Raw genomic sequence first — 23,310 nt, forward strand, 5'->3', positions numbered from 1 at the left:
AAACTGTTTATTCAAAATATGGACCAGGCACATTTTTTACAACTTTTCAAAAAGCTCAAAGGACTCGATCAGACAGCTGACTTATTGCAACAGGCAGAAATCCGCATTCATTGGAAAGGACTGATCGGTTCTTCCAAGTCAATATCGGTGGCTTCTGTTTGCGAGCAAGTTCCCGGAAATCATTTATTTGTTTTGGAGGACAAGGAAGCTGCTGCGTATTTTCTGAACGACCTGGAACAATTGTATCCGGATAATAAACACATCTTCTTTTACCCGGCTTCTTACCGAACGCCCTATCAATTGGAGGAAACAGACAATGCAAATGTGGTTGCACGCGCAGAGGTGCTGGAAAAAGTGAATACCGGAAAAAATACGTGGATCGTTACGTATCCACATGCCTTATTTGAACGTGTGCCTACGCAGAAAAAACTTTCGGAAAATACCATGCGCGTGGAACGTGGCAAAACCTATTCGATTGATTTCTTCAACGAGTTGTTGTTGGAATATGGATTTGAACGGGTGGATTTTGTGTACGAGCCCGGTCAATTTTCCATTCGTGGGGGAATTGTCGATATTTTCTCTTTTTCGAATGACCAACCGTTTCGCGTGGAGTTCTTCGGAGATGAGGTGGATTCGATCCGAACTTTTGACCCGGTTTCCCAGTTATCCATTAAAACACACACCCATTTTTCTGTTGTTCCAAATGTGCAGCGGCAATTGGTTTTGAATGGAACCGGAACATTTTTGGAATTCATTGGAAAGCAAACAACCATTTGGCTTGCTTCGAATGATTTGGTAAAAGCAACGTTGGAAAAGGATTACGAGAAGGCAGTAAAGATCTACGATGCGCTTCCAAAAAACACGATCAAACACAGCTTGCCGGGCGAATTGTATATGCACCCGTCTGATTGGAAAGCGCAAATAACAGCACATTCGATCGTGGAGATCGGACCGGAATATGCGTTTAAGGCAAGTGATACCATTACATTCGAAACCTTGCACCAACCGTCATTCAACAAGGATTTTGACTTACTGAAAGACGATTTGGTCGCACGTAAAAAAGCCGGATCAGAAAACCTCATTTTTTCCAATCAACCGAAACAGATCGAACGCTTGTACCAGATCTTTGAGGACATTGGCGCAGAAGTGGAATTTGAACCGATGAATATCGCCCTGCACGAAGGATTTATCATTCCGGGGTTGAAATTGGTTTGTTATACGGACCATCAAATTTTTGAACGTTACCATCGTTTCAAATTAAAGGAAGGATTCCGCCAGGCGAAGCAAGCTTTGACCTTAAAGGAAATTTACAACCTCCAAAAAGGAGATTATGTAACGCATATCGATCACGGAGTCGGGCAATTTTCCGGACTTCAAACCATAGATGTAAATGGAAAACCACAGGAAGCGATTCGTTTGGTTTACCGCGATGGCGATGTCTTGTATGTGAGTATTCACTCCTTACACCGCATTTCGAAGTTTACAGGAAAAGATGGTGCCGCTCCGAAGATGAATAAATTGGGAACTCAGGCTTGGGCAACCCTGAAACAGAAGACCAAAAAACGCATCAAGGAACTGGCTTTCGATTTGATCCAACTCTATGCAAAACGCAAATCTCAACCCGGTTTTGCGTTTTCTCCGGATACTTACTTGCAAAACGAGTTGGAAGCATCGTTTATGTATGAAGATACTCCGGACCAATTGAAAGCGACGCAAGCCGTAAAAGAAGACATGGAAAAAGACACGCCGATGGACCGATTGGTTTGTGGAGATGTCGGTTTCGGGAAAACGGAAATTGCCATGCGTGCAGCATTTAAAGCAGTTGCAGACAGCAAACAAGTAGCGGTTTTGGTTCCGACTACCATTTTGAGTCATCAGCATGCGCGGAGTTTCAAGGAACGGTTCAAGAATTTTCCTGCGAATGTAGATTACATCAACCGCTTCAAATCTGCGAAAGACATCACGGCGACCTTGAAAAAAGTAGAGAGCGGGGAGATCGATATTTTGGTAGGGACGCACAAAATTGTCAGCGACAAGGTAAAGTTCAAAGATTTGGGCTTGATCATTATTGACGAAGAGCAAAAGTTCGGGGTAGCGGTAAAAGACAAGTTGAAAACGCTGAAAACAACCGTCGACACATTGACACTTACGGCAACTCCGATTCCGAGAACCCTGCAGTTTTCATTGATGGGTGCACGCGATTTGAGCATCATCAATACGCCGCCGCCAAACCGTCAGCCGGTTCTAACGGAGGTAATTACCTTCAATGAAGAAAATATCCGCGATGCCATTTCCTATGAAGTGAGTCGTGGCGGACAGGTTTACTTCGTAAATAACAGATTGGCGAATATCAAAGAAATAGCCGGGATGATTTCCCGTTTATGTCCGGGAGTTCGCGTGGCAATTGGTCACGGACAAATGGACGGAAAGCAGTTGGAAAAGGTGATGATGGATTTCATTCAGGGCGAATACGATGTCTTGATAGCGACTACCATCATTGAATCCGGGATCGATATTTCGAATGCGAACACGATCATCATCAACGATGCCCACATGTTCGGGTTAAGTGATTTGCACCAGTTGCGCGGTCGTGTGGGTCGCTCCAACAAAAAGGGATTCTGTTATCTGATTTCACAACCAATCAGTTTACTAACTTCCGAAGCGCGCAAACGATTGGAAGCCCTGGTACAGTTCTCCGATCTGGGTTCCGGATTCAACATTGCGATGAAGGATTTGGATATTCGTGGGGCAGGAAACTTATTGGGTGGAGAGCAAAGCGGATTCATTTCCGAGATCGGTTTCGAGATGTATCAGAAGATTCTGAACGAAGCTATGGATGAATTGAAGGAGGAAGAGTTCAAAGACTTGTACGACGATCGCAATACCGAAACGATGGGTGCGCACTTCGTAAAGGATTGTGTTTTGGAAACCGATTTCGAGCTGCGTATCACCGAAGATTACATCAACAATGTTTCGGAACGGTTGAGTATTTATCAGGATTTGGACAACCTCAATACCAAAGAAGAAATAGAGGAATACAAAAAACAACTGATCGACCGGTTCGGTCCACTTCCCCGCGTAGTGAAAGAATTGCTTCGTTCATTCGAATTGCGTTGGCTGGCACAGGAAATCGGCTTCGAGAAACTGGTGATCAAACAGGGATCGATGATCGGTTATTTCGTGGCAAATTCTCAATCCAAATACTATGATTCACCGATGTTTACGCAAGTGTTGAAGTATGTCCAAAGCAATCCGAAAGACTGCAAGATGAGTGAGAAGAACGATCGTCTGCGCTTACTTTACAGCAACGTGATGAACATGGATCAGGCATTTGAGCGATTGGGGGAGATCGTGATTTAATTACGAATGCCGAGTGCCGAATTACGAATGAAGGTGTGGTTTTAAAATCTCCCTCCTTGAGGAGGGATTAAGGGAGGAGGCTTAGAATTTACCAACTAAAAGCGAAAAGCATGATCTGTAAAAAATGCACCAACGAGATTCCGGAATTGAATTTTTCCGAAGAACAGCTGCTTGAGACACGTGGTTTGGTGGCTCATGGGCTAAAGCTTTTCCTTGTAAGGAAACTCTTGGAACAAGGAGTAAGCCACAGCGATTCCAAGCTCATTGCAGATCATTTGAATCCGAAAATAGGTCACTGCAACCAATGTGATTTTGATGAACTAAAAGGAGAAAACGCGGAATGCCCGGAATGTGGTGCATTTAACTACAATCTGAAAGAATTGCCTTTCAACGAAGCATTTTGTTCGCGCCTGGAATGGTCACTGGATTTTGACAACCTTGGAGTAGAAGAAGTAAAGGGATTTTGGTGTGACGGGATCAGTGCTTTTCCTCCCGACATGAAAAGTTTGTCAAAAGCAGCCATTCAACAGAACCGGCAAATCATAACGGAAGCCCGCATTGGAAAAGGAGGACAAGACAAATACGAGCTGACGATTCAACTTGGGCCAAAGGCATTGGACTATTACGAACGGGACCTCGATTTGACAGCATGCATTCCGGATAGCGATCACCGGTATTGGATAAGCATTGATGTGGAAGAGCAGGAAGTTATGGTCAAGCTGGATTGAAGAGCGTAAATACCTTACAAACTCAGATGCGAACTTTGTGTTTGAATTGAATGGATATGCTCTCTTTTAGTGAAAAGGTAGAAATCTTAAAATCCAACCTAGAGAATATCGGAGATTCCTATTCCGGTAGTTTTAAAACCGACATACTTTTTACCTGAGTGATTTCGAACCGGAAGATGCACGATTGGCGTTTCTTCACAAGAAAGAGTCGAAAGAAGAAATTGAGCAATGGGTGGAACGGATGACATCATTGATCGTGATGAAATTTGATGATGAGGAAGAGGGTTTGGGGGATTTTGTGTTTTATAACAGTTAGACATTTTAAATCAATAGTTCATAATGAAAAATGGTTTGTTAATTAAATCCTGTCAATAATGAATTGATTAGCTGGTTTCTTTTTTAGATTTGTTAAATGCCGGATATTCACGATAAAGCGACACGAAGCTATAATATGAGTAGGGTTAGAAGTAAGGATACAAAGCCCGAACTAATGGTCCGAAAGTTTTTGTTTTCCAATGGATTACGCTTTAGATTGCATGACGTGAAATTACCCGGTAAGCCAGATATTATTCTACCAAAGTATAAAACGGTCATTTTCGTAAATGGCTGTTTTTGGCACGGACACGAAGGATGTAAACTTGCAGTTTTACCTCAAACGAGAACCGAATTTTGGAAAGATAAGATAGAGGGGAATAAAAAAAGAGATCTCGAAAACATCGAGCAATTGAAAAACAAGGAATGGAATGTGCTTACAATATTCGGTTGTGAACTTAAAAAGAACACAAGAGACAATACGTTGGTACAAATCTTAAAAACCATTCAAAATCACAAAACAGAATCGTTTTTGAAATGAAATCAGCAACATCAAAGAAAGAAAACAATACGTTAAAAGCAGTAGATTTCTTCTGTTCCGGAGGAGGAATGAGTTACGGAATGCAGGATGCAGGTATTCAAATTCTGGCAGGAATCGATTTTGATAAGAGTTGTAAAGAAACGTATGAAGCTAACATAAAAGGAGCTGAATTCATTCACGCCGATGTTTTTGAGTTAAAAGAACAAGAGCTTGAAAAAAAGCTAAAATTGAACAGAAATGATGATAACCTTATTTTGATCGGATGTAGTCCATGTCAATTTTGGAGCAGAATTAACACAAATAAAACAAAGTCGGAAAAATCAAAAAATTTATTGATTGAATTTGCTCGTTTTGTAGAGTATTTTCGGCCTGGTTATGTCGTAGTAGAAAATGTTCCCGGAGTTCTTAGAAGAAAAGAGGAAAGCGGATTGAATCAGTTCATTGACTGGTTAAAGGAAAACGGATATGAAAACCCTCATTTTGAAGTACACAATGTTAATAATTTTGGTGTTCCGCAAAACAGGAAACGTTTTACTTTAATTGCAAGCCGTGTCACAGAAGAAGAAATAAAACCGATAGAGACAATCGGAAAAAAATTGGTAGTAGAAGATGTTTTGGGGGTTGAGAACGGATTTCCGAAAATTGGACCAGGTCATAAGGATGAGACCGGTTTTCTTCATACAACGACTAATTTAACCGATATCAATAAGGAACGTTTGAAATTGGTGAAAAAGAATGGAGGCAATAGAATGGGCTTTGCAAATAACCCGGATCTACAATTGAAATGTTTTGTTGGAAAAGAAAATGTATTTATAGATACTTTTGGTAGGTTGTGGTGGAACAAACCCTCTCCTACGATTACCACCAAATTTTGTAGTATTTCCAATGGAAGATATGCTCACCCGGAAGAAGATCGAGGATTGTCCATCAGAGAAGGTGCGGTATTGCAGTCTTTCCCAAAAACTTATATATTTAAGGGTACCAGTATTGGCAATATTACCAGAATGATTGGTAATGCAGTGCCGCCAAAATATGCTACTGCCGTTGGTAGAGCAATCATTCAAAACCACAACAATGCAGTTTAGAACCAAAGCCAGAGCCGTTGATTTATTAGGAAAAGGACAAATTGCCGATTTACCTACTGCTATTACTGAATTGTGGAAAAATGGTTATGACGCATATGCGGATAACTTAAAAGCAGATTTATATAAAGAGGGATACAATGGACTTACTAAATCGTACTTCACAATTTCCGACGACGGAAAAGGAATGTCGAGTTCCGATATCTTAGATAAATGGTTGGTTTTGGGAACAGATTCAAAATCAAGAGCCGAATTGGATATTGAGTCCGAAAACACTCTATGGAAGCGTCCACGGATTAAAGCAGGAGAAAAAGGTATAGGCCGATTATCGGTTGCATATTTAGGCAATCCTATGCTTATGCTGACAAAGAAGATAGGGTATCCATTGCAAGCTGTCTATTTTGATTGGAGGCTGTTAGAAAATTATAATCTGTTTTTAGATGACGTTATTATTCCATTGGAATCGGTTGATAATCTAAATACACTAAAAATTGTTTTTTCTGATTTAAAAAAAGAATTTCTATCAAATTTTGATAACGAGACGGATGGCAACAATAATCCTATATGGGAAGGAAAGCAATTAGAGCTTAAATCGGAGATTATTTCGGAAACGGAAAGTTCATTGTTGGATGAACCGATTTTGCAGAACATTTTTTCCTTCTTTGAAGCAAATGATTCACATGGGACTTTTTTTTTAATATTCAATCCTATAAATCAAATTTTAGAATTATCCGAAAAAGAAACTGATGGTCTTGAAGATAAGAAATTTGTCATATCTAGTATGACAGGATTTACAAATCCTTTTAAAAATCTTACGAACATAAACGTTACAACAGCTTTTAATATTTATAAGAAGGATGAGAAGTATAATTTATTAACCTCACAAGGAGTCTTTTTTACTAAAGCTGATTTTGACCTTGCTGATGTATATATTAATGGTGAATTCGATGGAAATGGTAGATTCAAAGGAAAAATTAGAATTTATGATGAAACCATAGATTACAATTATACCAATCCTAGGAAAAAAGACAAACGCTCTTTTTATGGCGCTGTACCAATTGAATTAGGATATAATCAAGGAGAAGAAAAATCCTCTTTACTTACAGAAGCACAATTCAATAGCTTATATACTAAGTTGAGGGAGTATGGTGGTCTTTATATTTTCAGAGATGATTTTAGAGTGCTACCTTATGGGAGAGAAAATTTTGACTTTCTTAATTTTGAACAACGAAGATCAAAAAGAGCAGGCTCATATTATTTCTCATATCGAAGAATGTATGGCTACTTTGACTTAACAAGGGATAGAAATCCAGATTTAAAAGATAAATCAAGTAGAGAAGGATTAATTAATAATGCTCAATACCGTGCTTTTTATACAGATACAACAAACTTTTTTATTACGTTGGCACTTGATTATTTTGCAACCGAAGCAAAGCAATCTTTATTTCTCAATAAGAAAAAGCAAATTAATGAGCAAAATGAAGCTTTAAAGGCTGATAAAGCGAGAGAAAAGGCAGAAAAAATCGCTTTTACGAAATCCTTAAACCAATACCCAAAGAAATTAGAAGAGCATCAGATCAAATACGAACAGTTACTTAATGAACTGCGTGAAAAACTAAGTCAAATTAATGTTGGGTATTCACAAGTAGAAGGAATACTAGACGCACTTCAAAAAATGGATTTAGAATTTAACGATCTCATTCCTAAGGTTCCCAAAAGATACAAGCCTACGGAAACTCAAAGAGAACGTTTATATACGTTTGAAGACCGATTAAATAATTATATTGAAAAGGTAGGCCCTCAAAAAGAAGAATTAACGCAAAAAGCACAAGAAAAGCTCGCAATAAGAGATTTACAGATTGACTTTACAAAAAGATATAATGGTTATATAGGTGCTTTAAGTCAAGTAGTAGACAATCATCGTGAGCAGCTTAATGATAAATTCAATAGACTGTCTGCAAATTATAACGAGAGATCGAGAAAATTAATTGGGTCGTTACAAGAAGGAAAAGATACATTAATCGGAACTATTGTTTCAAAAGAGCAAATAAATCAATTGAATAAAGAGATCGAAAAAAGGTACAATCAATTATCGGAAGAAGCAGAAAAGACCCTATTTCCATTAGTCCAACATATAAATCGCCTCTCCTTTGATATTGATGAAGAGCAAGTTCAAGGAGCATATAAAGTTCAATACGACCAAATGAAATACCAATGGGAACAAACTAGAGATACAGCCCAATTAGGAATTGCCGTGGAAATTATTGATCATGAATTCAATCAATTATATGCAAAAATCAATAATCAACTGGAAGTGCTTAGTAATAACACCTCTGTCAAATCGATAAAAGAATTTAGCTTCCTTGAAAAGAATTTCAAGCAATTAGAGGACAAATATGCCTTATTATCTCCATTATATAGAATTTCAGGGGCACTTGCCAAAGAAATATCTGGTGGTGAAATTTACAAGTACCTCAAGGAATTTTTCGAGAATCAAATTTCAGAATATAATATCGACTTTGACGTGTCAAATCAATTTAAGAATCATATTATTATTATTAAAGAGCCTGTAATTCATACCGTTTTTATTAATATAATTAATAATGCTATTTATTGGATGCGCAATAAAGAACAACGAATAATCAAACTCGATTATTGGGAAGAAACGAAAGAGATTATAATAGCTAATTCTGGAGAAGAATTACCCAAATATAGACTAGAAAGAATTTTTGAACTGTTTTATTCCCAGCGGCCGAATGGAAGAGGTATTGGATTATATCTGTCCAAACAAAGCTTAAATGAAGCGGGATTGGATCTTTACGCAACCAATGATAAAAAATACAATTCTTTAAATGGAGCTTGCTTCGTTATTAACCAACTATCCACTTAAAATGTTTAATCAAAAAGCCTTCGATATATTAAATTCGTCTATTAATTCAGTTGTTTTTATTGATGAAAAAGCCAAAGATTTTTTCACCGGACCTGTTAATTATGACATACTTGAAGAAAAATTGTCTGTCAATTTATTTAATACTTTCAAGGAAAATGGCAAGAGTTTAGCAGTTCATAAATTTGAAGTGTCGAATTTAACAAACCCAAATACTTTGGATTATTTATTCAAAGGCAGAGACCTGATTCTGTTAGATTGGGAACTTGCCGGTGTTGCTGGGCAAGAACACTCTTTAAAATTGCTCAGTAGAGCTGTCAGTACTCCACATATTAATTTTTGTTGTATTTATTCAAGTTCAACCAATTTCAATGAAATACCTCTTTTTTTAGACACTTATTTTTCAGGTATCAGTAAGGATGAATTTGACACAATAAAAAATTCATACAATCATATCGAACCTTTTGAGATACAGAAAATTTGGAATGAAGGAGAGGAAAAGATTGATGTCTTTTTTCAAGAGAATGACATCGATTTAGAAAATCTACCTTTGGAGAAATTAAAAAATAAGTCTAGATACATAATTCTTCGTTACATCTATATATCACTCACTAGTGATAAATATATAATTCCCGAGAATCCAGAGAGAGAATTCGAAGTTTTAACAGCAGGAAATGATTCATTTATCATTAATAACACGTTTGTTCTGGCTTTAAAGAAGGATGTAGATTCTGATTCTGATTATAACAATCTTCTAAAAAGAATATCTGATGCAATAGTTAAAAACAATGGGAGCTTCTTCCAGTTGCTAGGGCTAGAAATGCAATCCGTTTTCAATTCAAATGAACGCTTTATTGATGAAACAATATTAAAATCCTCAACGGAAGCACTCTTTCAATTTCGAAATCATCTAAAAGATGACAAAACATTTGCTACTATAATAAAAAAATTACTAATTGAACAAGCAACCCTGAAATTAAGAACAGCAAAGTTAGAATTATTAAAGCCTGATTTTTTGGATTTTAAGAGTCAAGATTTAGAAAACAAAACACCTACTCACGATGATTTATTTCAGTTAAATGTGTTTTATAATTCTGTGACTGTAAAAGGTTTACACCCTGAGAGCATCCCAAATTTAAATTTTGGTGATGTCTTCATTGATGAGAAAGGAACCTATTATTTATGTGTAACTGCTTTATGCGATTGTTATGATCCTAATAAAATCCAAGGAAATTTTTATTTCGTTATTGGAAAAGAGTTCAAAAATATAGATTTAGCTCTCAAACTTGGTGATACAGCATTTATCAACTTTCTACCTACAAACACTGCTGTTTATTGGGGGAATTTAGAAAGTGCAAAATTTGCTGAAATTGAAAAACAAAAGGAGAATGAAAGTATTGATGCTTATAGAGTTCGCAAATTAACAAATGAAATTGAAGGATATAGACAGTTTTTATATAAACCTTTTTATGTTAAGCCTCAAGTTTTTAATGTAGAAAATAATAAGCTTATAGATGATAAGCTAAGGGTTTGGGATATTTCAAATAAATATAGTGAACAAGAACTCAATCAAAATCTTAATTGTTTTAATTTAACCTATATTACCACACTAAGGAATGATTATACTCAACGAATTGCAAATCATGCTTTTGGTCATCCGGCTAGAGTTGGAGTTGATTTTGTGAAAATAAAATAACTATGAATATTCAACTTGACCATGGAAATTTAATACAAGCAATAAACTTAATTAAAAGTACGCCTGAATTAAAAAAAGGGCGTCATTCATCCACCAATTCTTGTTTTGTCAGAAGCCAATAAATTAAAGGGGGGTGAAGAATTGACATTAGCTAGTTTTGGAAATTCTACTGAAGCACCGTTTAAAATTTTGCGTGATCACGGCTTTGAAATAAAAATGAAAACAATGAACCTAAAAACGGAATATAAATCTTGGGCCAAAAGAACGTTGACTATTCTTGGTGGTACCCAACAACAGTATGTTACTTCTTTAGAACATTTATCCAGAATTGTTGGTTATAACATCTTTGAGACGAATGATTTTTCCAAGATAGACGCACTTTATGGAGATTTACTGAAAGAACAGAAAACCGTCGGGGGCAAGTATTATGAAAAGGAAAGACCCTCTGCTTCTTTAAAAGGTTGGTACTCGGCGGCGGTAAAAACATATTTAGATTTTCTTGAAGGTAGAATTTCGGGTGTGTCCACAAATTCAACAGGTTTTGATGTGAAAGCATTCGATAAAGCGATTAAAACATCGGGTTTGAACTTCGATACTAAACTCATCACCCGTTTCACTTCTTCCCTCCTCACCAAACCCTTCGTCATTCTAACCGGCTTGACCGGTTCCGGGAAAACGAAAATTGCTCAAACCTTTGCAGAGTGGATTTGCCGGGATGAAAGTCAGTATCGTATTGTTCCGGTTGGGGCAGACTGGACGAATCGGGAACCTCTGTTGGGTTATCCGAATGGATTAGATTTGGAAAATTATATACTGCCTGATAACGGAGTTCTTAAATTAATGATCAATGCCTTAGACAATAGGGATTTGCCCCATTTCCTGATTCTGGATGAAATGAATTTAAGTCATGTTGAACGTTATTTCGCCGACTTCTTAAGTATTATGGAGAGCGGTAAAGAGATTTCATTGTATTCAGGAGAAAAAAGAAAATCAGGCGATTTGGACATACCAAATGAAATTGGCTGGCCTGAAAACCTGTTCATTATTGGCACCGTAAATATCGACGAAACAACTTATATGTTTAGTCCCAAGGTTCTTGATAGGGCAAATGTGATTGAGTTCCGTTTGAAAAAAGAAGACCTTGAAACATATTTCAGCCAAACTAGTGGTACTTCTGAAGAGATAAGTGGCAAAGGAGCAGAAATGGCTGAAAGTTTCCTTGAACTATCAAAAGATAAAACAATTCAAAAAAACAATGAGGTTCAAGAGGAATTGATTCTTTTCTTTGAAAAATTGTCGAAAGTTGGTGCTGAATTTGGATACCGTTCGGCCAGGGAAATGATGATTCTTACAGATAAATTAAGGAAAATAGACCCAACTATTTCAACGACAGACTGTATAGATATTGCAGTAATGCAAAAACTCTTACCCAAACTGAATGGCTCCCGTTCCAAGCTCGTTAAAGTGTTGAATGAATTAATGGGGTTATGTGTTGCCGATAATTTTGATCAGTCGAAAATATTAGACGAAACCTATTTGCAGGAAATAAAATATTCCTTGTCAATGGAGAAGTTAAGACGGATGCATAAAGGCGCAATTGAGAACGGATTTGCAAGTTATGCTGAAGCCTGATCCAAGAGAGAACTTGTCAATTCCTCTGGGATCATTACAAACAAAGTTGATTATAACCCCCGAGGGAAACTCGCTTTGTTACGAGCTTCCCGATGCCGAGGCATTGGAGTTCAATGAAAGCCCTTACCAAATTCTGGAGGGAAATTTTTATGAATTCGAATTTGAAGACTCTAAGAAATACACGCTGGTATGCCGCAGTAATGGCAGTATTGTAAATCCTTCAAAAAGACATGGGTACAGAGGCCGGATATGTCCCAATATTTATGTGGGAAAATTGAAACTGGAAGTTCAGGAAATTAGTTCCGGATTAATTAAGGAAACGATTTACCTGGAGGTTCTTGCAACTAAATTCGATACGGAGTTAGATTCCCGTTATCGCGATAACTATCGTATCATGCTGGAGGAGATCACGGAAAAGTGTACTGATATTCTGATGCAGATAAATTCACCGGTACAGCAGAGTTTTACGGTAGATTTTGATCAAAATCCGCAAACAATTTATCAGCGCTTCAGCTTTGTCAATTCTATCATCAACGGTGAAGATTTCGAAAATGCGGTTTTACAGGTAATTAAAAACCCTTCAGTTGCATGGGCCCGTATTTCTGAGCAGATTCCGGTTCAGAAAATAAAACGGGTAAACCGGTCTGTTGTTCGCCAGATGACATCCGGATCCGGCAGAATAGGGATAGAAAACGATTATCTCAATTCTTTTGGCCTGAAAAGTCTGCCGCAGAAAATTGAAACGGATCATAAAACGGAAACAGTAGACACCAATGAAAACCGTTTTATAAAGCATGCTTTGGAAGCGTTTCTTCAATTTGCTAATGATTGTCGTACGGCATTCCAAAAATTCAAGTACGTTAATCAGGCGGTCGAAGCACAGATTTTGATTCAGAAGCTGGATAACTTTTTAAATCAACCATTCTTCAAAGAAATTGGCAAGCCGGATTCGCTGCAATTGAATAGTCCTCTTCTTCAAAGAAGAGCGGGTTATAGGGAAATTTTAAACCGCTGGTTACAGTTTGATCTGGCGGCTAGATTAATTTGGGAAGGCGGTGAAGATGTGTATGAAGGCGGAAAAAAAGACATAGCCACATTATATGAATATTGGTTGTTTTTTAAACTGCTTGATTTGTTTCAATCCTATTTCAGGATAAAAGAAGAAGACCTTTCTAAACTTATTGTTCCAAAAGAAGAAAAGTTGAAACTAGAAATAAAACAAGGGAAGAAAGCCGTTCTTTCCGGCGTTTACGATACTGGTGGGAGAAAATTAAACATTCAATTTAACTATAATCGTTCTTTTGAAGCGGTAGATGTATATCCTAAATCCGGAAGCTGGACGACGACATTACGTCCTGATTACACCCTTTCTTTCTGGCCATTGGGAATAGATGATAAGGAGGCCGAAAAGCAGGAGCTGATTGTTCATATTCATTTTGACGCGAAATATAAAGTGTCTAATCTTTTTAACGATAACAGAAAAAGTGGAGATGAGCTGGAAACACAGCTGGATGAAGAGAAAAAGGAAAACCGTAAGGGAATTTATAAAAATGCAGATCTTTTAAAAATGCATGCGTATAAAGACGCTATCCGAAGAACCGGTGGGGCCTACATTCTATATCCCGGAAGTGAAGCAACCAGGAAAAAGGGGTTTCATGAAATCATTCCCGGTTTAGGTGCATTTCCTGTTCGACCGTCAAAAACGGATAATGGGATGGAACATTTAAAGTCATTTATTACTGAAGTTATAGAGCACTTTACAAACAGGACTTCGCAAAGAGAAAAATATGCCTACAGAACTTTTGATGTTCATAAAACAAAACCATCAGATGAAGACGCTTTCAGCGATTTGATGCCTGAAACCTATGGAAGAAACCGGAGCCTTTTCGCAGACGAAACCTACGTTTTGGTTGGATACTATAAATCAGAAGCACATCTTGAGTGGATCATCAAGAATGGGCATTACAATTTCAGGATGAATTCGGAAAGAGGATCATTAATTTTGAATAATGATACCATTAATGCGAGATACCTACTTCTGCATACTAAAAACGATAATTATTCAACTCTTCTTTTTGAGATAAAGGAGAATAATTTTGAAGTTATTACTAAGCAGCATCTGATAGATCTTGATTATCCTGAACCGAGTCAGGATTTGTATGTTATTACGAAAGTAAATCCGGAAATCGATAAAGAATTGAAGGAATTGAATTGGGATTTTAAAAATCTGAAAAACTACAAGAAGGGTTATAATTCAGCATTGCCCTTTACCTGTTCTCTTAAGGAACTACTTGATAATAAATTATAAGAGATTAAGTATTCCACTTCCCCCACCAATCATTGACACATCAATAACTTTAACCCTCGGTATGAACATCCGGATCTACCCCAAACACATTCCCCGATCTTCCCATCAAATTTAAACGAAACACGATTATTCTGCAATCCGGTAAGCTATGTGCGGGTGTTTTATTCTTCAATCAACAATTCCTTCGCTTTAATCAATGCACAGGAACCCATCAATAAATTTGGATTACTTTCCCTGCAACTTTAATTGCTGCGAACATGAAATCAATCCTTTTTGGTTGTAGTGTCCTATTTATCTTGTCTTTCAATTGTTTCGGACAGGAAGGATCTTTTACCTGCAATCATGCAGATCCGAATACCGAATCGCTCAAGCAGATCCAATCACTTTTAGCCCATTCTCAGAAATCTGCGGATTTGAAGATCATTCCAGTGGTATTCCATGTGCTGCACCAAAACGGATCTGAGAATATCAGTGAGGCGCAGATTTTGGATGCATTGGAGACCCTGAATGCGGACTTTCAAAAATTGAATGCGGATACTTCATTTGTAACAGCTCCCTTCGACACAATTATCGGAAAAGTAAACTTCGAATTCCGTCTGGCAACGATTGATCCCAACGGCAATCCTACGAATGGAATAGACCGGATTTTTAGTCCACTGACGACTGTTGGTGACGAAACAGCCATGATCAATGCATGGGACTTTGAAAAATACGTGAATATTTGGGTGGTGAGATTCACACTTCCCGGATTGTCCGGATTTACAAGTAATCCGCTTGTAGGGTTTACTCCTTGTAATCAGGGAATAGTGATACTTCATGATTATTTAGGTTCGATAGGAACCGCATCTGCTTTTGCAAGTCATTTTTTAACGCATGAAATGGGTCATTACTTCGGATTGTACCATACTTGGGGGAATCAGGATCTAAATCAATCGTGTGATTTTTCTGATGGGATTTTTGACACACCTATTACTAAGGGAAATGATCATTGTAATCTTGTGGCGAATTCTTGCGATGATACAAATGATGCAGCAAGTTTCGCCTATTGGGGATTTGATCCACGAGATAACTTTGAAAACTTTATGGAGGTCTCTTTCTGCATGAAAATGTTCACGCCAGGTCAGGTGGAAGTGATTCGATCAGTTGCAGAAAGTCCGCTTTACGGCAGAGATCAGTTGTGGACGACTGCCAATTTAATCGCGACTGGAACTGGTCCCGGTCAGGCACCGGTTTCTTTGGCAGCGCCAGGTTCTGAGTTCTCCATTCTAAGTAATAACAATTATAGTCATCCATTTGTATTCGGAATGATTTGTACGGGCGATAGCATTCAGTTTTCAACGGAAAATGGATTAATTCCTTCCGGAACAACTACTTATTTGTGGTCTTTTCCGGGTGGATCACCTTCAAGTTCTCCTTTGGAGAATCCGATGGTGACCTATTCAAATCCGGGCTACTACGATGTGACATTGACAGCAACAAGTCCACACGGCTCAACAACGGCTACCAGGAATGCAATGATCTATGTTAGCGGAAGCTGGGCGGAATTTACGGGACCAACTGTTCAAAATTTTGATGTCTCAGGAGATTTTTGGCAGAGCCAGAATACCAGTGATGACAGCGGATATTTTCAGCGTATCGGTACAGGCGGAATGCAAAACACCGGATGCTTTTTATTGGGGAATCATTACGATCCTGACACAACAGATGCATGTTATGAGATATCTGAAAATCAAATCAATAGGAGCAAGGACAACTTAATTTCACCAGCTTTTGATCTATTGACAACAAGTACCGTAACCGTTTCGTTTGATTATGCTTTTGGCTGTGCCGCTGTTCCTGATTCTGCAACGGAAGTTCTGAAGGTCTATTATTCAAGGGATTGTGGAGAATCGTGGATTCAGAAAAAAGTATTCCAGGATACTTCATTGGTTACCGCTTTTGCTCCTCAAAACACCAATTTTATCCCATCACAAAATCAATGGAAGCATGCTTCATTTCCATTTACCAGCACAGCAAACGATACCAAGACGCGTTTCAAGTTTGAATTTGTAGCTTCCAATTATTCGAACAATCTCTACATTGACAATTTTGTCATTGATGGTGTTTTGGGAATTTCGGATAATGAATTGTCGGCAATCAATGTCTTTCCAAATCCGTCCAAAAAAGGAGGAACGATTACTATTTCGGGATTGAATGTCTCGGCGTCGAATTTGACGATTACAGATTTACAGGGAAAACAAGTTTATCAAAAAGAATTGGTGGCGACTTCCTCTGAAAGGGAGATCCAATTGGATGCAAATCTGAGATCCGGATGTTATTTGGTGGAAGTCACGCAAAACAATTCCAGGTTCCTTACGCGATTGATTATTGAGTAAATAAATTGCTTTATTCGGAGACTTTTTGCAGTGTTAAAAGCATGTCGTAAATCCCTTACGAGCTTGCTCCCTATCTTTGTATTCAAGTAAGATTCAAAGCACCGATTTGTTTCTGATTCCGGAAGATCAACCGAACCTGCTCACTTAAATTTTAGCAGCTTAACCTAACCACCATTTCCTTCCGGATTAAAATAAAAAACCCCGATGATAAGTCGGGGTTTTTTGTGTTATAAAATTTCGTTGAGCGTAACATTACTGTTGTAGAATGAAACGATTTCGTTTCGGCTTCCATCAAAGTAAAACTTCAAAATGTAGTCCGCCAAATAGTCGCGGTACTGCTCACGTCCAATTTTCGGAAGGTAGATGTAACCTCTTCCCATTGGTTTGTGTTTGATGAATTTTTTACGCTCCAGGATTCGAACGATAGTCGAAACGGTGTTGTAAGCTGGCTTCGGACTTGGGTACAAATCAACGATTTCCTTAACCGTTGCTTTCTCCAATTTCCAAAGGCGTAGCATGACCTTTTCTTCTGCGGGTGTTAGTCTTTCCATGTTATATTAGTTTGTGGTAATGTGTCAAATCTAACAAAAAAAGTTTTCTCCACCAACAATCTTACTTATAATTTTAGTTTATTTTTCACCTCTTTACTTAGACCTTCTTTATCTAAGAAAATGTTAATTGTTTTCAAGCGGAAATAGTGCTCGGAAACATACAAATAACCTTGTGGTAAGTTGTCAGTGCCCCAAGAGTTCTTAACCAAAAAGTAACGTGTTCCGTTTTGATCTTTGAACAAACCGACAATGTGCATTCCATGATCATCCGTTGTTACTTTTCCGTCGTATCCTTCCTGGCGTTTTTCTTGTGTAATTGTCTGCTCTTTCACAGGCTCTAAAAACGCATTGGATGTTTTTGCAGCTCCGGCATCGTTAAATGATTTGCTGTCTTTACCACGAGTTTGAATGGTTGATTCATCTTCAGGGATGATTGCAATTCCCTGGCGGAAATTGAATCCTTTTTCTGAAACGTCAGCACCCCAAGCCAAAGTATATCCATTTTTCAGCGCATTTTCAGCAATAGCGACCATATCTTCCAAAGGAACATTGTAACTGTCACCCCAAGCCCAGTTGTCAGGAATAGCAATTTCACATGGCTCATAAAAAGGATCGTTGCTGAAAGAGGTAATGGAAACATAATCGTTCATTTTCAATCCCAATGAATTGGCATAAGTCATCGGAGTGTATTTTTTTCCTTCAAATGTGAACTCAGTTACATCCGGACCCAAATACGCGTCCAAAAGGGAAGAAAATGCTTTTTTCCACTCTGTTCCGATACCATGACCTTTTTGAACCTCTGCAAGAACAGTTTGCATGAAACTATTCAATACAGCGAATAATTCTTCGTGGTTGTAAGTCGTTTTTCCATTTGTCAATCCGGTATAAACACTTTTAGGAACGATTCCATAACGCTTGATAACGTAAGGAATATCGTGAAATGCACCACCTTCTGAAAAATTGATCTTCCCATCCATGCGGATAAAACGATCTGCTTTTGATTCATATGCTTTACGAACGATGTACATTTCTGATAACTCAGCCGGGTTTTTATGTCCCAAACGGATCAATTCACTTTCAAAGAAAGACAAAGAGGAAAAACTCCAACAAGTTCCGGTCATTCCTTGATTTTCAACCGGATTTGCATCTAGCTGAACAACTTTGGTGAATTGGTATTTACTATCAGGAGCGTTTGTTACTGTTTGGCCGAAGGCAATTTGTGTACTTAGAGCTAAGACTCCAAATAAAAGATGTTTTTTCATTTTTCTAGTTTATGGCTCCTAAAATAGAAATTTAAGCGCAAACAGACTTGTTCTTTAATGTATTAACCTGAGTTCGGCTTTAAATTTAGATTCAGAATTCAATTTTAAATATGATATACAAGGCGATTTTATTAGTGATAGCAAGCTATCATGAATGAAATCAACGAAAGATATCATGGTTAAAATGAATAGCCTATCATAGATTAACACCTGTAAACACTCATCCTTGTCGCAAAAACACCTTGAAATAGCCCGCTATTACTTCACTGTTTTTACTAAAGTATAAGTATTTACAGGCGTTCTGAACAAAATTTAAAATCGAACTCAGGTTATAAGTTGAAACCGCCTGCCTGGAAGCGAGCGGACCAGACCTTTGAATTCCAAACTCAACAAGTCGCTGGAAACTTCACTGACAGTAAGTGAAGACAGATAACCGATGGTATCCAGTGTCAACTCCGGCTTTGTTTTCAGAACGGAAATAATTTTTTCCTCCCGGAGGTTGAGGTCTATAAATAAAGCCCGTTGTTGTCCCCGAACGGGTTCTTCCTTTTCCCAATTCATTCCCCGGATCAAATCCCCGGAATTTCGGATCAGTACGGCTTGATTTTTTTGAATGAGATTCAGGCAACCGGAGGAAAAAGGTCTTGTAACATCACCCGGATAGGCAAAAACATCCCGGTTATAGTCTGCGGCCAGATTCGCGGTGATCAACGAACCGCCTTTTTCACCACTTTCAATAACAATTGTTGCATCTGTCAACCCGGCAACAATCCGATTGCGCATGGGGAAGTGCGCGGGTTCTGCTTTTTGGGAAGGAATAAATTCACTGATAATTCCACCTGTTTCCAACATTCTTTCTGCAATTTTCCGGTGCTCACTCGGATACATTTTTGCCAATCCATGACCCAGAACACCCCATGTCGGAAGATTCTGTTTCAGTGCTTCCAGGTGAGCATGGATGTCAATTCCGTAAGCCATTCCACTAACGATGGTCACCTGATGCCCGTTCAACCCTTCCAGTAATTCATGAGTAAGGGCTTTTCCATAATCTGTTGCATGACGCGTTCCAACGATGGAAACCAATTTAGGAGGGTTCCATTCGATATTTCCTTTGCTATAAAGCAGAAGCGGTGCATCGCTGCATTGTTTCAACCTTCGTGGATAATTCTTTTCCGTAAAAAAAACCGTTTTCCCCCCGATTCGTTCCAGTTCCTGAATTACTTTATCAGCTTCCGTCAAGGCATTTAAACGCAACTTCAATGAAACAAAGTCGGCTGGAATACCAGGGATTTTGGCAAGATTCAGGCGCTTCTCTGAAAAAAATGCTTCCAGATCATTGAAATGAGAGATAATTACTCGTGCTCTTCGACTTCCGATACCACTTAAAAAGGTAAGTGCAATTTGATGATGAATAGTTGTAAAATTCAATTTTTTGGTACTTTGGTCTATTGAATATAAGAAAAATTAGCTTTATGAAGCAAGTACTACTCCTACTTTTTTTGATCCCGATCACACTTTTTTCGCAAGAGATTGTAGGAACGGTTTTGAATGTTGAAACAAGGGAATCAATCCCTTTTGCGCAAGTAAAAATCGTAGGTGGAGCTCAGGTTTTAACCGATGAAAACGGAACATTTTCCCTCAAGTTGGATTCATTTCCTGCGACCTGCATTATTTCGGCATTGGATTATTATTCAGACACCATTAGCATTACTTCTAATAGAATAGAGGTGATTCAACTCAGACCCTTGGGTCCGATTCAGGATTTGGGTCCGGTGGTTGTGGCAGCATCCCGCAGAAAACAATCGGTTCAGGAATTAACCATTTCGCTAGACATCATCAAACCGGAATTAATTGCAAATAAAGGAATCACGGATTTGGAGCAGGCAGTTGATCAGGTTCCCGGGGCTTACGCAATGGACGGGCAAGTCAGCATTCGCGGGGGGAGTGGTTTTACCTATGGAGCCGGAAGCAGGGTGTTGGTCTTATGGAATGAGATCCCGCTTCTTTCAGCTGATGCCGGAGACGCAAAGTGGAACTCGATTCCGATTGAAAATGTGCAACAGATCGAAGTCATCAAAGGAGCATCTTCTGTCCTGTATGGTTCCGGAGCTTTGAATGGAATGATTTCCCTGATCGAGCGCGAACCGACCGAAAAGGCAAGTCTGAATGTACAGGTACAAGGAGGAATTTACGATAATCCGAAACGTTCAACCTTAAAGTGGTGGAGTAAAAACCCTACTTTTTATCAGGGAGATTTGACTTTCGCAAAACAGTTTGGTCGTTTTGGAGTGACCCTTGGAGCCTATGGATATACCAATGACGGTTATCGCCAGGGAGAAACCGAAGACCGCGGGCGATTCAATGGAACGATCAGTTACAGACCAAAGAATATCAAAAACTTCAAAGCCTCAATAGGTTGGAATGCCCAATTGCAAAAGGCTGGAAATTTCATTATCTGGCAAAGTGACACCTTTGCTTATCAACCTTTCGGTGGTGCGGATACAAGTCTTGCGGGTTCCAGTTTGACATACAATCGGGGAGTGCGCGTGTCCATAGATCCTACCGTAAAGTACATGGATAAGTTTGGGAATAAACACCAATTGAAAGGCCGGCTTTATTTTATTGATAACAAGAATTATACGAACCTATCCCAAAGCTCGAAATCAGAAGTTTGGTATGGAGATTATCAATTCCAACGCTCCTGGAACAATAATTCCTGGGTGCTAACTACCGGGGTCACTGCGATTGCAAATGAAGTGAGGTCCTATTTGTTCGGAGACCACAATTCGTTAAATGGAGCGCTGTATTTGCAAGGAGAAAAGAACTGGAAAAAAGTGAACATTGTTGCCGGAGTTCGCGGAGAGTATTTTCAGCAGGATGGAAGACAAGGAGATTCGTATTATTATTTTGGGAAAGACTCGACAACTAAAATTCCAATCAGACCGATTATCCGTGCCGGGATCCATTATGCAGTGGCGAAACACACGCATTTAAGGGCTTCCTTCGGACAAGGAGTCCGTTATCCAAGCGTAGCGGAAAGATATACCACGACCTCCGTTGGTGGCTTACTTATTTTTGCGAATCCGAACCTGAAGCCGGAGACCGGATGGGCTGCGGAAATCGGATTAAAACAAGGTGTGAAGATTGGAAAATGGAGAGGATTTGTAGATGTTGCAGGATTCATTAATCACTACGACAATATGATGGAATTCACTTTTGGCTTCTATAAACCGGATTCCATTCCGTTCAGTCTGAATCCGAATGCACCGGGTTACTACAAAAACTGGTTTGGGTTTAGAGCACAAAACGCAGAATCAGCAGAAATTACAGGTGCAGAAATCTCCATATCCGGGGAAGGTAAAATCGGACCAATCTCTGTTTTGGCTTTATTGGGTTATACCTACATGAATCCGATTTCAAAAAACCAGGATTCCGTTTACCGCTCAAGTTTTTCGGATACCTCAAGCAACATATTGAAATACCGATTCAATCATTTGGCGAAAGCGGATATCCAGTTGGAATATAAGGGAATCAGTATTGGTGGTTCGATGCGATTGAACAGCTACATGAAAAATATCGATGCCATTTTTGAAAATGGATTTTTGGGTCAACAAATCCTTCCGGGATTGAAGGATTACAGAGCGGAACATAAGGGTGTGACGATTGTTTTCGATGCAAGAATCGGGTATACCTACAAGGAAAAATACAAGGTAGCTTTTATAGTCAACAACATTGCCAATGCGGAATACATGACCAGACCGGGAGATGTTCAGGCACCGCGGACTTTTATGCTGCAGTTGAGTTATAAGATGTAATAATCGTACAGACTCAAGTTCAAGTACGGAAAATCGCAACAGCTGTCACCTTCGGTTTTCATTTCTTTGTCGAAAGCATAAGTTATGAAATACCTGAATTTACTACTACTTTTTTGTGCAAGTATTATCTTCTGTTCCTGCACCATTACGAAGCGCCATTTTGGAAATGGGTATCATGTGGAATGGAACCGGAAAATGAAAGGAAGTGATTCGCAGAAAGAGCTACCAAAACTCCAACCGGGAGAAAATGATGTGGTCTCTGAAAATAAAGGAAATACAGATTCCTTGGTTTTGAGTGAAGTGATTGAAACCCAAAATGAGTCTCCAATAGATGATCTTGAGGGTCAACAGATATCTGAAAAGACGGTTCAGACAGTGACAATACACGAATCAACCGAAATTCAAAGAATTGAAAAGTCATTTAAATCGGATCAGAAGAAACCGGAAAATGAAGAGGTGTCTAAAAGGAGAATGCATCCGCTGATGTGGGGGATTTGGGGAATGTGGAGTATTGCAATTGCTTGTATGTTCTTCGTAACGTTCTATGCGGAGTTCTTGATAGGAGTTGGAATAGGGTTCTTTATCGCGATGATTTTTGCCATCATTGTCATCCGTGGTTTGCGCAAACATCGGGAAAAATATCGCTTTAAAGGATTGAGTTATGGTTTTGCAATACCGGCTATTGTTTTTGGCGGAATTGCAATTTTGGGGTTGGTAATTTTTCTTTTAGGTGGGGTTGCCGTCGGTCCGGGAGGGTAAGT

The 23,310-nt window shown here is 38.7% G+C and carries 14 protein-coding genes; 11 read left to right on the top strand and 3 right to left on the bottom strand.

Going from position 1 to position 23,310, the window contains the following annotated elements; genetic code table 11:
* Positions 1-18 precede the first annotated feature (18 nt).
* From mfd to AAG807_RS02770, 9 genes are all read left to right on the top strand, one after another.
* A complete protein-coding gene (mfd, locus tag AAG807_RS02730) occupies positions 19-3,360 on the top strand; it encodes a transcription-repair coupling factor (RefSeq protein ID WP_341900562.1) in 3,342 nt (1,113 codons plus the stop codon).
* Positions 3,361-3,470: 110 nt separating this feature from the next.
* Positions 3,471-4,088, top strand: coding sequence for a hypothetical protein (locus AAG807_RS02735; RefSeq protein ID WP_341900564.1), 618 nt, complete (start codon positions 3,471-3,473; stop codon positions 4,086-4,088).
* 412 nt (positions 4,089-4,500) lie between these two features.
* Positions 4,501-4,941: a very short patch repair endonuclease gene (locus AAG807_RS02740; RefSeq protein ID WP_341900566.1), complete on the top strand. Its 441-nt coding sequence runs from the start codon at positions 4,501-4,503 to the stop codon at positions 4,939-4,941.
* Positions 4,938-6,026: a DNA cytosine methyltransferase gene (locus AAG807_RS02745; RefSeq protein WP_341900568.1), complete on the top strand. Its 1,089-nt coding sequence runs from the start codon at positions 4,938-4,940 to the stop codon at positions 6,024-6,026. Before AAG807_RS02740 ends, AAG807_RS02745 begins: the two co-directional genes overlap by 4 nt.
* Entirely contained in the window at positions 6,016-8,913 is a 2,898-nt protein-coding gene (locus AAG807_RS02750) for an ATP-binding protein (RefSeq protein WP_341900570.1), read from the top strand. Before AAG807_RS02745 ends, AAG807_RS02750 begins: the two co-directional genes overlap by 11 nt.
* On the top strand, positions 8,876-10,606 hold the full coding sequence (locus AAG807_RS02755) for a response regulator receiver domain (protein ID WP_341900572.1): 1,731 nt from the start codon (positions 8,876-8,878) through the stop codon (positions 10,604-10,606). Before AAG807_RS02750 ends, AAG807_RS02755 begins: the two co-directional genes overlap by 38 nt.
* Before the next feature lie 105 nt (positions 10,607-10,711).
* Positions 10,712-12,238 carry an AAA family ATPase gene (locus AAG807_RS02760; RefSeq protein WP_341900574.1) on the top strand — a complete coding sequence of 509 codons (1,527 nt, stop codon included), beginning with the start codon at positions 10,712-10,714 and terminating at the stop codon, positions 12,236-12,238.
* Complete coding sequence (locus tag AAG807_RS02765) at positions 12,225-14,546, top strand: DUF2357 domain-containing protein (protein ID WP_341900576.1); 2,322 nt, start codon at positions 12,225-12,227, stop codon at positions 14,544-14,546. Before AAG807_RS02760 ends, AAG807_RS02765 begins: the two co-directional genes overlap by 14 nt.
* Positions 14,547-14,803: 257 nt before the next feature.
* The gene (locus AAG807_RS02770; protein WP_341900578.1) at positions 14,804-16,921 is read left to right on the top strand and encodes a M43 family zinc metalloprotease; all 2,118 of its coding nucleotides are present in this window, start codon (positions 14,804-14,806) and stop codon (positions 16,919-16,921) included.
* 227 nt (positions 16,922-17,148) lie between these two features.
* Here AAG807_RS02770 and AAG807_RS02775 read toward each other — a convergent pair whose 3' ends face one another.
* From AAG807_RS02775 to dprA, 3 genes are all read right to left on the bottom strand, one after another.
* Positions 17,149-17,472: a BlaI/MecI/CopY family transcriptional regulator gene (locus tag AAG807_RS02775; protein ID WP_341900580.1), complete on the bottom strand. Its 324-nt coding sequence runs from the start codon at positions 17,470-17,472 to the stop codon at positions 17,149-17,151.
* Between the two features lie 65 nt (positions 17,473-17,537).
* Complete coding sequence (locus AAG807_RS02780) at positions 17,538-18,734, bottom strand: C1 family peptidase (RefSeq protein ID WP_341900582.1); 1,197 nt, start codon at positions 18,732-18,734, stop codon at positions 17,538-17,540.
* Between the two features lie 324 nt (positions 18,735-19,058).
* On the bottom strand, positions 19,059-20,162 hold the full coding sequence (dprA, locus tag AAG807_RS02785; RefSeq protein WP_341900583.1) for a DNA-processing protein DprA: 1,104 nt from the start codon (positions 20,160-20,162) through the stop codon (positions 19,059-19,061).
* A gap of 44 nt (positions 20,163-20,206) precedes the next feature.
* On the opposite strand from dprA, the gene AAG807_RS02790 reads away from it, so the two are divergent.
* Together AAG807_RS02790 and AAG807_RS02795 are read left to right on the top strand one after the other, a co-directional pair.
* A complete protein-coding gene (locus AAG807_RS02790; RefSeq protein WP_341900585.1) occupies positions 20,207-22,549 on the top strand; it encodes a TonB-dependent receptor in 2,343 nt (780 codons plus the stop codon).
* 84 nt (positions 22,550-22,633) lie between these two features.
* On the top strand, positions 22,634-23,308 hold the full coding sequence (locus tag AAG807_RS02795; protein ID WP_341900587.1) for a hypothetical protein: 675 nt from the start codon (positions 22,634-22,636) through the stop codon (positions 23,306-23,308).
* Positions 23,309-23,310: the final 2 nt, after the last annotated feature.

Source organism: Fluviicola taffensis DSM 16823 (assembly GCF_943372375.1).
In the GTDB taxonomy this organism is placed as follows: Bacteria; Bacteroidota; Bacteroidia; order Flavobacteriales_D; family Crocinitomicaceae; genus Fluviicola; species Fluviicola taffensis_A.